Source organism: Herbiconiux sp., from assembly GCF_023264855.1.
Classification (GTDB): Bacteria; Actinomycetota; Actinomycetes; order Actinomycetales; family Microbacteriaceae; genus Herbiconiux.
On record NZ_JAHFUW010000084.1, the window covers coordinates 1 to 9,790 of the forward strand.

Genomic DNA, 9,790 nt, shown 5'->3' on the forward strand with positions numbered 1-9,790 from the left:
CCGCTCACGGCGCCGCCGCAGGCACTCGCCCCCGGCCCTTCGCCGGACCTCACCAGCGCCCCCGCCGCTGCCGCAGCGCCCGCTCCCGCCGCCGCGCCGGACGCCGTCCCCGCGCCCGACCCCGCTACCGCCGAGGCCACTGCCCTGCGCCGCCGACTCGCGATCTCGGCCGCGCTGGCGCTGCCCGTGGTGCTGCTCTCGATGATCCCCGCCCTGCAGTTCACGAACTGGCAGTGGCTCGCGCTCGTGCTCGCCGCGCCGGTCGCCGTCTGGGGCGCCTGGCCCTTCCATCGCGCCGCCTTCGTCAACGCCCGGCACGGCGCGGTCACCATGGACACCCTGATCAGCCTCGGCGTGCTCGCCGCCTTCGGCTGGTCGCTCTGGGCCCTGTTCCTCGGCAGCGCCGGCGAGCCCGGCATGACGATGACCTTCCAGCTGATCGGATCCGGCCACGGCGACGAGCTCTACCTCGAGGTGGCCGCGGCGGTCACCGTGTTCATCCTGGCCGGGCGCTACCTCGAGGCGCGTGCCAAGCGCGATTCCGGCGCCGCGCTCCGGGCGCTGCTCGAGCTCGGCGCCAAAGACGCCACCCTGCGAACCGACGCCGGAGAGGTGCGCGTCCCCGTCGCCTCCCTCGTCCCCGGCGATCTCGTCGTGGTGCGCCCCGGCGAGAAGATCGCCTCCGACGGCGTCGTGCGAGACGGCGCCTCCGCCGTCGACCTCAGCCTGCTCACCGGCGAACCCGTGCCGGTCGACGTCGGCGTCGGCGACCGCGTGGTCGGAGCGAGCCTCAACACCAGCGGCCGGCTGCTCGTCGAGATCACCCGTGTGGGCGCCGACACGGAGCTGGCTCGGCTGGGCCGCCTGGTCGAGGATGCGCAAACCGGCAAGGCGCGTGTCCAGCGCCTGGCCGACCGGGTCTCCGCCGTCTTCGTCCCGGTCGTGATCGGCCTGTCGGTGCTCGCCTTCGCGGGCTGGCTGCTGACCGGCGGATCGGCACAGGAGGCCTTCACCGCGGCCGTGGCCACCCTCATCATCGCCTGCCCCTGTGCGCTCGGGCTCGCCACGCCCACCGCCCTCCTGGTCGGCACGGGTCGCGGATCGCAGCTCGGCATCCTGATCCGCGGCCCCCAGGTGCTGGAGCAGACCCGCCGCGTCGACACCATCGTGCTCGACAAGACGGGAACGGTGACGACCGGCCGGATGACGCTGCGCTCCGTCGTGCCCGCCGAGGGCGAGCGCCCCGACGAGGTGCTGCGCCTCGCCGCCGCGCTGGAGTCCGGATCGGAGCACCCGATCGCCCGAGCGATCGTGGCAGCCGCCGGCACCCTCGCGCTACCCGCCATCACCCGCGAGGCCGCCGCCAGCACCCTCGCCGAATCCGCCACGGCGCGCGAATCCACTCAGTCCACCGAAATCCCCACTTCCGCCCCCGCCACCACGATCGAGTCCTTCGTGGCCGAGGCCGGTCACGGCGTCCAGGCCCGCATCGACGGACGTGTGGTCGTGGCAGGCCGCGCCGACTGGCTCGCGACCGAGTGGGCCATCCCCCTCCCCGCCGAGCTGCGCGAAGCCCTCGAGTCCGCCGAAGACGACGGGGGAACCGCTGTGGTCATCGCCTGGAACGGCGAGGCGCGCGGCGTGCTCGTCGTCGGCGACGCGATCAAGCCCACGAGCAAGGCGGCGATCGCCGACTTCCGTCGTCTGGGTCTCCGCCCCGTCCTGCTCACCGGCGACAACGCGGGAGCCGCCCGCGCCGTGGCGGCCGAGGTCGGCATCGACCCGGGCGACGTGCGTGCCGGCATGACCCCGCAGGGAAAATTCGCCGCCATCCGCGCCCTGCAATCCGAGGGCGGGGTCGTCGCCATGGTCGGCGACGGCGTGAACGATGCGGCGGCGCTCGCCGCGGCCGACCTCGGAATCGCGATGGGCAGCGGAACGGATGCCGCGATCGCCGCCGCCGACATCACCGTGATGCACGACGACCTGGCCTCGGCGGCCGACGCCGTACGTCTGGCCCGCCGCACCCTGGGCATCATCAAGGGCAACCTCTTCTGGGCCTTCGCCTACAACGTGGCAGCTATCCCCGTGGCGATGCTCGGCCTGCTCAACCCGGTCCTGGCGGGCGCCGCGATGGCCTTCTCCTCCGTCTTCGTGGTCACGAACAGCCTCCGCCTGCGCCGCTTCACCCCGCACCCCTGACGCCCGTCCGCCCACGAACCCGCCGCCCGGCCAGTGCAACGGCTGGGACTCTCGCTGCAACCGGCCGCAGGCCCCATCCGTTCGCCCCCACGGCTCGAACCTCCATCCGTTCGCCGAACACCCCCCGCCGAGCGGCAGCACACACGCGGGTGCAGGCATGCGCCCGCTGACCGTTCCGCCCGCGACCACCGCCGCAGTTCCCCCAGGGCCGCCCCGCCTGCGGCTACCCCCGCAGTTCCAGCAGGGCCAGGATGCGCGGCTCCGGCTGCCCGGTCCAGCTGCCGGTGAGCACACCGGTCACCACGTCGTCGTCCGGCACCCCGTCCGGATGCAGCAGCGCACGCAGTTCGTCGGCCGAGGCACCCGGGATCCTAGGCAGCACGAGCCGCACCCGCCCGGCCTCCACCACGGTCGCGCCCGACACGTCGTGCACCACCGGAACCCCCAGCTCGGCCGGGGTGGGAGCCTCCAGATGCGCGGCGTGAGCCGATCCGTCGGCCGGGCCACCCGCATCCGCCGCGCCACCGGGGCCACCCGAGCCACCCGCATCACCCGTGCGGCCCACGTCACCCGTGCCGCCCGTGCCACGCGTGCCTACTCCGCTGCCCAGCACGCTCGCGTTGCTCTCCCGCCGAACGCGCCCTTCGGCGGTGTCCACCTCCAGCTCGGCCTCGCGCCCGCGATTCAGGATGGCGGACACCAGCGCTGCCACGGCCACCGGATCGCCCGCCGCGTCGTACACCCAGCGCGAGCCGAGCACCGAGTGCTCCATCGTGCCCATCAGCGACCCCTCGGCCCCCTCAAGCGGTGCGCCCCGGTACGTCAGCGGCACCTGCACGGTCGCGCCGTCGGCATCCTGCAGCAGCAGTGTCTCGATGCCCACCTCACCCGCCGGGTCGTCGAACCGGAAGGCCGAGCCCACGGCCAGCGGCGGCGCCACCCGCCCCGCGAACCACGCGCGCCCCGGCGCCCAGGCCGCGGCCACCTCGAGCTTGGTGGGGGTGATCGTCGCCTGGTGCAGGAGTGCCATGGCCCGATGATACGACCGCGCGCCGACACCGCTACCGCACGCCGCCGCCGCCGCACACCGACACCGACACCCGCACGTCGGCTACCGACAGCAGCCGGCCCGGCCCCGCGTTGCCACTGTCGGTGCCCGGTGGCATGCTGTGCCGCATGGCGATCCAGGTGAGGCCGGCGACGTCGTTCACCGACGTGCAGACGATGGTGGGTCCCAAGCGCCCCGATGCCACCGTCTGCTGGTGTCTCAGCTACCGCCTCTCCTCCAAGGAGAACAACGCGCTGCGCGGTGAGCAGAGGGGCGACCGCGTGAAGAGTCTGGTGAAGCTCGACCCGCCGCCCGGTGTCCTCGCCTACGACGACGACGGCGAGGTGGTCGGCTGGGCGGCCGTGCATCCGCGGGCCGACACGAGCTTCGCGCGCAACCGGCGCATCCCGCACCTCGACGATCTCGACGTCTGGTCGATCTGGTGCCTGCGCGTGCGCCCCGGTCACCGGGGCCGGGGTATCGCGCACCACCTGCTCGCGGGCGCGGTGGCGTTCGCGAAGAAGAACGGCGCTCCCGCCGTCGAGGGCTACCCCGTCGACAACAAGGGCGAGAAGGTCGACCTCACGATGGCCTACGTGGGAACCCGCGCCCTCTTCGAGCGCGCCGGCTTTACCAAGGCCGCCGGCACCGACTCGGTGCTGAACGGCTTCCCACGGGTGCTCATGCGTCTCCCGCTCAGCTGAATCCGCCTCCAGCAGACGGAGCGGGGCTCCATGAGAGGGTGGAGGGGAGAGGTGATCCCCCGTGACCAACACCTGGCGGTTCTTCCAGCCACGCAAACCCCCACCCTTGCCGCCCCGAGGTGAGAAGTGGGGCGGACTGCTCCGCCCCGCCACCTTCGTCAGCCTCGGCATCGCCGTGGTGCTCGTCGTCGCCGTCGTGATCGGCCTGTCGGTCTCCCGCTCGACCGCCCCCACCACGCTCGAGGGCGTGACCGCCGAGGTGATGACCGAGGTCGACGCGATCACGGAGATCCTGCAGGCTCCGGATGCCGCGGCCGACCCCGCGCTCGGCGCACCGGCCGACTCCACCTCCCTCGACCCCTGCCCCGACGACGGCCCGGGCGAGCAGTTCACCATCACCCGTGTCATCCCGCTCCCCGCCACGGCCCGTCCCGCCGACCTCACCCAGGCGGTCGCGGATGCCTACACGCAGCGGGAGTGGTCGGTGCGCACGGATTCCTCCGGGAACGAGGGCGGCCTGAGCACCCAGCTCCTCGGGAAGAACCTCATCCCCGTGCAACTCACCATCACCCCGAACACCGACACCGCCGCCGCCCCGGCCTTGACGGCCACCATCCGCAGCTCGTCCCGCTGCACCTCCGCCCCCTGAACCCGCCCCACTCCGCGACCCGTCAGTTCGTCCCGCTATCCGGGCCGCTTTCCGGCACCAACTGACGGGTCGAGTGCGGCCGTCAGGCTCAGGATGCCGCCAGCGCGCTCTCCAGCACGAGCGGCACCTCGTACCGCGCTGAGCCCACCGTGAAGCGCACGACCCCCGCCTCCGTGCCTGCCGGCGCCCCGGCGCGCACCTCCGCGAACTCGGCCTCCGCGCGCACCGGGGTGTCGCCGAACACCACGGCCCGCACGTCCGAGCCGGCCACCGCAGCCACCGCGGCCGCATCCGATCCCGTCGAGAAGCTGCCGAACGCCTGCCCCGCGGTGGCCAGCGGCACCTCCCGCAACCCGGCCTGCGCGCTGGCGAGCAGCGCACGCGTATCCGCGAATCGGGCCTCCAGCGATCGGGTTCCGAGCACCACCGACACCAGCGTCACGGGCGTCGCGCCGACCGTCACCACCGCCGAGGTCAGCAGCGTGAATCCCGCGTAGCTCGTCGAGCCGGTCTTCAGGCCGTCCACCCCGTTCTCGCCCAGCAGGATGTTCTGGTTCGCGATCGTGCCGAGGTCGGCCTGGTCCAGGCTCGCGGTGCCCGCGATGCTCAGAAGGGCCGGGTCGGCGTGCGCGAGGGCGGCGACGCGAAGCAGATCCGCACTCGAACTCGCGCTCCCCGGGTCCAGCCCGCTCGCATCGGCGAGCGTGGTGGCGTCGAGGCCGTGCTCGCTCAGCCAGCTCCGGGCGGCCTCGAGGTAGGCCTCCTGCGATCCGAAGGCCCAGAGCGCCACCGATTCCGCGTAGTTGTTGGCGCTGGTCAGAAGGGTGATCGCGAGCGCGTCGCGCAGGGTCACCTGCTGACCGGCGTACATCGGCTCGGTGAACTGGTCTTCGGCCTCCACCTCGGCCGTGATGTCGAGGTCGGCCTGTCCGAGGGTGATCGTCGGCCCCGGGTCGGCGGCGTCGGCGAGCGGATGCGCATCGAGCACCACGAGCGACGTGATCACTTTCGTGATGCTCGCGATCGGCACCGTCCCGGTCTCGCCGCCCTGCCCGAGCACCTCGACCGTCCCGTCGTCGTGCGCGATCCCGACCGCGCCGGATCCCACCACCGGAAACTCCAGTGCGGCAGCCGTCCCCCCGGCGATGTCCGGCATCGCAGCCGTAGCGGTAGCAATGGCGGTCGCGTCCGTCGAAGCCACCGCCGTCGCCGGAGCGCCGGATCCGTTCCCGCTGCCGCCGACACCGGCCGCGTACCCCGCGATCCCGCCGACCACCACGAGCACCGCCAGCCCCGCGAGGCCGATCGCGGCGGGCCGGACTCGAACGGTGCGCGCGGATTTCACCCGCCGAGCCTATCCACGTGACCTCAGGCCACCCTGACCGCCCACCCAGCGTCGCCCGATGTCCCATGACGCCGCCGGCAGCGGCTGCCCCTACCGCCCTTGGCGCTTCTTGAACGGTTTGGGCTCGCCCTTCACCACGGGCGCACGCCCCTTGCCTTTGGACGCCTTGGCCTTCCCGCCCGCTTTCGGCACAGGCGCCGGAGCTTTGGCCACGCGTGCGCGAGCCTCCCGCCGGAACTCGATCCCGGCGGCGGTCAGCGCCACCCCGCTCTCGTCCACGACGACCAGCTTCTCGTCCCGCTCGGCTTCGAGAGCGGCGACGGATGCCTCGATCGTGGCCCGTGAGACGTGCGCCGCATTGGCAGCCCGCGAGAAGTCCCCTTCGTCGCCGACCGCCAGAAAATGCCGCAGCTGACTGATCTCCACGCCCCCAGGCTATCTCCGTTCCCGACATCCTCTTCGCGCGCGTCGACCAGAAGGCCGCGACCCTCGGCGTGAACCCCTCGGAGTTCTACTCGATCGCCGTGGGCTGCGCCTGCTGCTAGCCCTCTGATCGTTCGCGCACGGAGCGACGGCTCATTCTCCGCGCAGCGAATACGTCAGCACGGCATTGCCCTTGCTGGTCACGGTCGAGCGCACGAGCTCGAGCCGTGTGGTCGGGTCGTCCGGTTCGAACAGTCGCTGCCCCGCACCGGCGATCACGGGATGGATCATCACCGTCAGCTCGTCCAGCAGGCCGGCGAAGAGCAGCTGCCGCACCATCGAGATGCTCGACAGCAACGAGATCTCTCCGCCCGAGCCGGCTTTGAGCGTACGCACGAACTCGAAGAGGTCACCCTCGATCAGGTGCGAGTTCTGCCACGCGAGCTCGCCCGACAGCGTCCGGGACGCAACGTGCTTCTCCAGCGGATTCACGAACGCCCCGAACGGATCGCCCTCGCCCGCGGTGGGCCAGAACTCCGCCCACTGCTCGTACCCCACCCGGCCGAGGATGGCGGTGTCGACCGACCCGATCATCGCGCCCATCAGCGCCCCCAGCTCGTCGTCGAAGCTGTCGAACTGCCAGAGGTTCGGCGACTCCACCACGCCGTCCAGCGACATGAACAGTCCGGCGGTGAGCTTGCGCATGGATTCCTCCTCGGCGATCGGTCCGAGCGGCGGCCCGATCCGGTAGCAGAAACCTAGCGCCTCAGTTACGTGCTGTCAGCCAGGCGAACGGATCGACGGGCGTGCCGCCCTCGTGGATCTCCAGGTGCAGGTGGGCCCCCGTCGACGTTCCCGTGTTCCCCACCGATCCGATCTGCTGCCCGACGAGCACGGCCTGCCCCTCGCTGACGACCGGCGACCCGGTCAGCATGTGCCCGTACCAGCTGCTCACGGCCTGCCCGTCGATCACGTGATCGATCACCACGTAGACGCCGAGCCCGCCGTTGTCGCTGCGCTGTACGAGGCTCACCACTCCGTCGGCGACGGCGCCGATCGCCGTGCCCTGGCCCGGTGTGAAGTCGACGCCCTTGTGGTTTGTGCTGCCGATTCCGCCGGGGGAGGAACGGGGCCCGAAGCCGTCGCTGATCGGCACGCCCACAGGGAACGGCCACTGCACGGTGCTGTCGAGGTTGTTGGTATAGGTGGAGGCGATGCGGATGCCCGCGGCGGTGGCCCGTTCGACGGCCGCGGCGGCCTTCGCGGCCGAACGGGCCTGGGACAGCGCCTCCGGGGTGGTGGCGAGGTAGGTGTCGCGCAGCACGGCCGTACCCGGCGCGGCGGCCGTGAGCAGGCGCTGCGGTTCGGGCGCGGGCCCGGCCTCGGCCGAGGCGGAGGCGAACGATCCGCCGGCCTCGACGGCCGAGAGTGAGGTGGCAGCGGCCAACAGCACCGCGAACGAGAACGCCGTCGCGGTGCGCAGCCGTGGCGGGGCCGGCATCCGCACGCGGCGTCGCTCGCGCACGACGGTGGCTTCACGCAGCCGGATCTCGCGGCGGGTGAGGGGTGGAGCATCGGTCACAGCGAAGACTTTCGGGTCGAATCGCGCGGTAAGGCCCGGGTCGGCCGCCGCAGTCGTGCCCTCCACGCTAGAGGCGGTTCATAGGTAATCGCTGGACGCCGCACAGGAACGGTGTCGAGAGGCGCCCTCCCCCGATCCCTCCGCCCGCCCCGCTGGTAGGCTCGAGAACCGTGTCAGAGACTTCAGCCTTGCCGCGTCCTCCGCAGAACGATCCGTCGTTCGACGACGTCTGGGACGAGCTGAACTATCGCGGACTGGTGCATGTCTCGACGGATGCGGCCGAGCTCAAGACCCTCCTCTCCGGTGACCCGATCACCTTCTACTGCGGCTTCGACCCCACGGCGCCGAGCCTGCACCTGGGCAACCTCGTGCAGATCCTCGTCATGCGCCGCCTGCAGCTCGCCGGTCACAAACCCTTGGGGCTGGTGGGCGGATCGACGGGATTGATCGGCGATCCCCGGCCCACGGCCGAACGCACGCTGAACACCCGCGAGACGGTGGCCGAGTGGGTGGGGTACCTCAGCGGTCAGATCGAACGCTTCCTCAGCTTCGAAGGCGACAACGCCGCTCGTATGGTCAACAACCTCGACTGGACGGCGCCGCTCTCGGCCATCGACTTCCTGCGGGAGGTCGGCAAGTACTTCCGGGTCGGCACGATGCTGAAGAAGGATGCCGTCTCGGCGCGCCTGAACTCGGATGCCGGCATCAGCTACACCGAGTTCAGCTACCAGATCCTGCAGGGCATGGACTTCCTCGAGCTCTACCGGTCCTACGGCTGTGTGCTGCAGACCGGGGGCAGTGACCAGTGGGGCAACCTCACCAGCGGCACCGACCTCATCCACCGGGCGGAGGGGAAGAGCGTGCACGCCATCGGCACGCCCCTCATCACCAACTCCGACGGCACCAAGTTCGGCAAGAGCGAGGGCAACGCCATCTGGCTCGATCCCGCACTGACGAGCCCGTACGCGTTCTACCAGTTCTGGCTCAACACCGACGACGCCGATGTCATCCAGCGGCTCAAGATCTTCACCTTCCTCGACCGCACCGAGATCCAGCAGCTCGAGGAGGCGGTGGCGAGCGAACCGTTCCGGCGGGAGGCGCAGCGCACGCTCGCCTTCGAGGTCACCGCGCTGGTGCACGGCGTCCCGGCCACCGAGTCCGCGATAGCGGCGGCCGGCGCCCTCTTCGGCCAGGGCGATCTGACGGCTCTGGATGCTGCCACGCTCGGTGCCGCGATCTCCGAACTCCCCTCGTTCGCGGTGACGCCCGAGACCTCGATCGTCGAGGCCCTTGTGGGCACCGAACTGGTGAAGGGCTCCGGTGAGGCTCGCCGAGCGCTCTCGCAGGGCGGCGTCTACCTCAACAACATCAAGGTCGAGAATCCGGATGCTGTTGTCGGCGACTCCTTGCTGGCCGGCGGTTTCGCCGTGCTGCGCCGGGGCAAGAAGACCCTCGCGGGCCTCACCACCTCCGCGTGATCCATCGCGACACGCCCGGGTTGCACCCGCGATTTGCGCGAGTGCGAAACATCGCCGTAATGTAATCACTCGTCACCCCACAGGTGCGGAAAGCGGAAGAGCTTACCGGCCTCAAGCGGGACATCTTCCATCCTCTCTTTGATCAGCACTCTTGAGTGCGGCCAACGAGAAGCGTATGGTTGAAAACCCCTTCCACTCTGAAGCGGTCAGCGCGTCGATTTGACAAGCTGAAAGCGAGTGGTAGGGTTGAGAAGTTGCCCGGAGGGCCGCCTAGTTTGTCTGGGTGGGGCCGGTGCGTCCGATCCTTGAGAACTCAACAGCGTGCACAATGTCAAATGCCAAAAACCCGTGCGGTCTTC

At 71.0% G+C, this 9,790-nt stretch carries 9 protein-coding genes; 4 read left to right on the plus strand and 5 right to left on the minus strand.

Annotated elements, in window-relative coordinates; translation table 11 throughout:
• Positions 1-2,202 (plus strand): copper-translocating P-type ATPase (locus Q0D75_RS20525; protein ID WP_291057660.1); only part of this gene is annotated, 2,202 nt, incomplete at its 5' end.
• A 223-nt stretch (positions 2,203-2,425) separates the two neighbouring features.
• Here the strand turns inward: Q0D75_RS20525 and Q0D75_RS20530 are convergent.
• Positions 2,426-3,232 (minus strand): hypothetical protein, encoded by an 807-nt coding sequence (locus Q0D75_RS20530; protein WP_291057662.1) that lies wholly within the window; start codon positions 3,230-3,232, stop codon positions 2,426-2,428.
• Between the two features lie 146 nt (positions 3,233-3,378).
• Here Q0D75_RS20530 and Q0D75_RS20535 point away from each other — a divergent pair, with 146 nt between their 5' ends.
• Together Q0D75_RS20535 and Q0D75_RS20540 are read left to right on the plus strand one after the other, a co-directional pair.
• Positions 3,379-3,954 (plus strand): GNAT family N-acetyltransferase, encoded by a 576-nt coding sequence (locus Q0D75_RS20535; RefSeq protein ID WP_291057664.1) that lies wholly within the window; start codon positions 3,379-3,381, stop codon positions 3,952-3,954.
• 61 nt (positions 3,955-4,015) lie between these two features.
• Positions 4,016-4,603: a hypothetical protein gene (locus Q0D75_RS20540; RefSeq protein ID WP_291057666.1), complete on the plus strand. Its 588-nt coding sequence runs from the start codon at positions 4,016-4,018 to the stop codon at positions 4,601-4,603.
• A gap of 88 nt (positions 4,604-4,691) precedes the next feature.
• Here Q0D75_RS20540 and Q0D75_RS20545 read toward each other — a convergent pair whose 3' ends face one another.
• The 4 genes from Q0D75_RS20545 to Q0D75_RS20560 all read right to left on the minus strand — a co-directional run bounded on the left by Q0D75_RS20545 (position 4,692) and on the right by Q0D75_RS20560 (position 7,953).
• On the minus strand, positions 4,692-5,948 hold the full coding sequence (locus Q0D75_RS20545; RefSeq protein WP_291057668.1) for a D-alanyl-D-alanine carboxypeptidase: 1,257 nt from the start codon (positions 5,946-5,948) through the stop codon (positions 4,692-4,694).
• A gap of 90 nt (positions 5,949-6,038) precedes the next feature.
• Positions 6,039-6,374 carry a LysR family transcriptional regulator gene (locus Q0D75_RS20550; RefSeq protein WP_291057670.1) on the minus strand — a complete coding sequence of 112 codons (336 nt, stop codon included), beginning with the start codon at positions 6,372-6,374 and terminating at the stop codon, positions 6,039-6,041.
• 150 nt (positions 6,375-6,524) lie between these two features.
• The gene (locus tag Q0D75_RS20555; protein WP_291057672.1) at positions 6,525-7,076 is read right to left on the minus strand and encodes a dihydrofolate reductase family protein; all 552 of its coding nucleotides are present in this window, start codon (positions 7,074-7,076) and stop codon (positions 6,525-6,527) included.
• Between the two features lie 61 nt (positions 7,077-7,137).
• The gene (locus Q0D75_RS20560; RefSeq protein ID WP_291057674.1) at positions 7,138-7,953 is read right to left on the minus strand and encodes a M23 family metallopeptidase; all 816 of its coding nucleotides are present in this window, start codon (positions 7,951-7,953) and stop codon (positions 7,138-7,140) included.
• A 188-nt stretch (positions 7,954-8,141) separates the two neighbouring features.
• On the opposite strand from Q0D75_RS20560, the gene tyrS reads away from it, so the two are divergent.
• On the plus strand, positions 8,142-9,431 hold the full coding sequence (gene tyrS / locus Q0D75_RS20565; protein WP_291057677.1) for a tyrosine--tRNA ligase: 1,290 nt from the start codon (positions 8,142-8,144) through the stop codon (positions 9,429-9,431).
• Positions 9,432-9,790 lie beyond the last annotated feature (359 nt).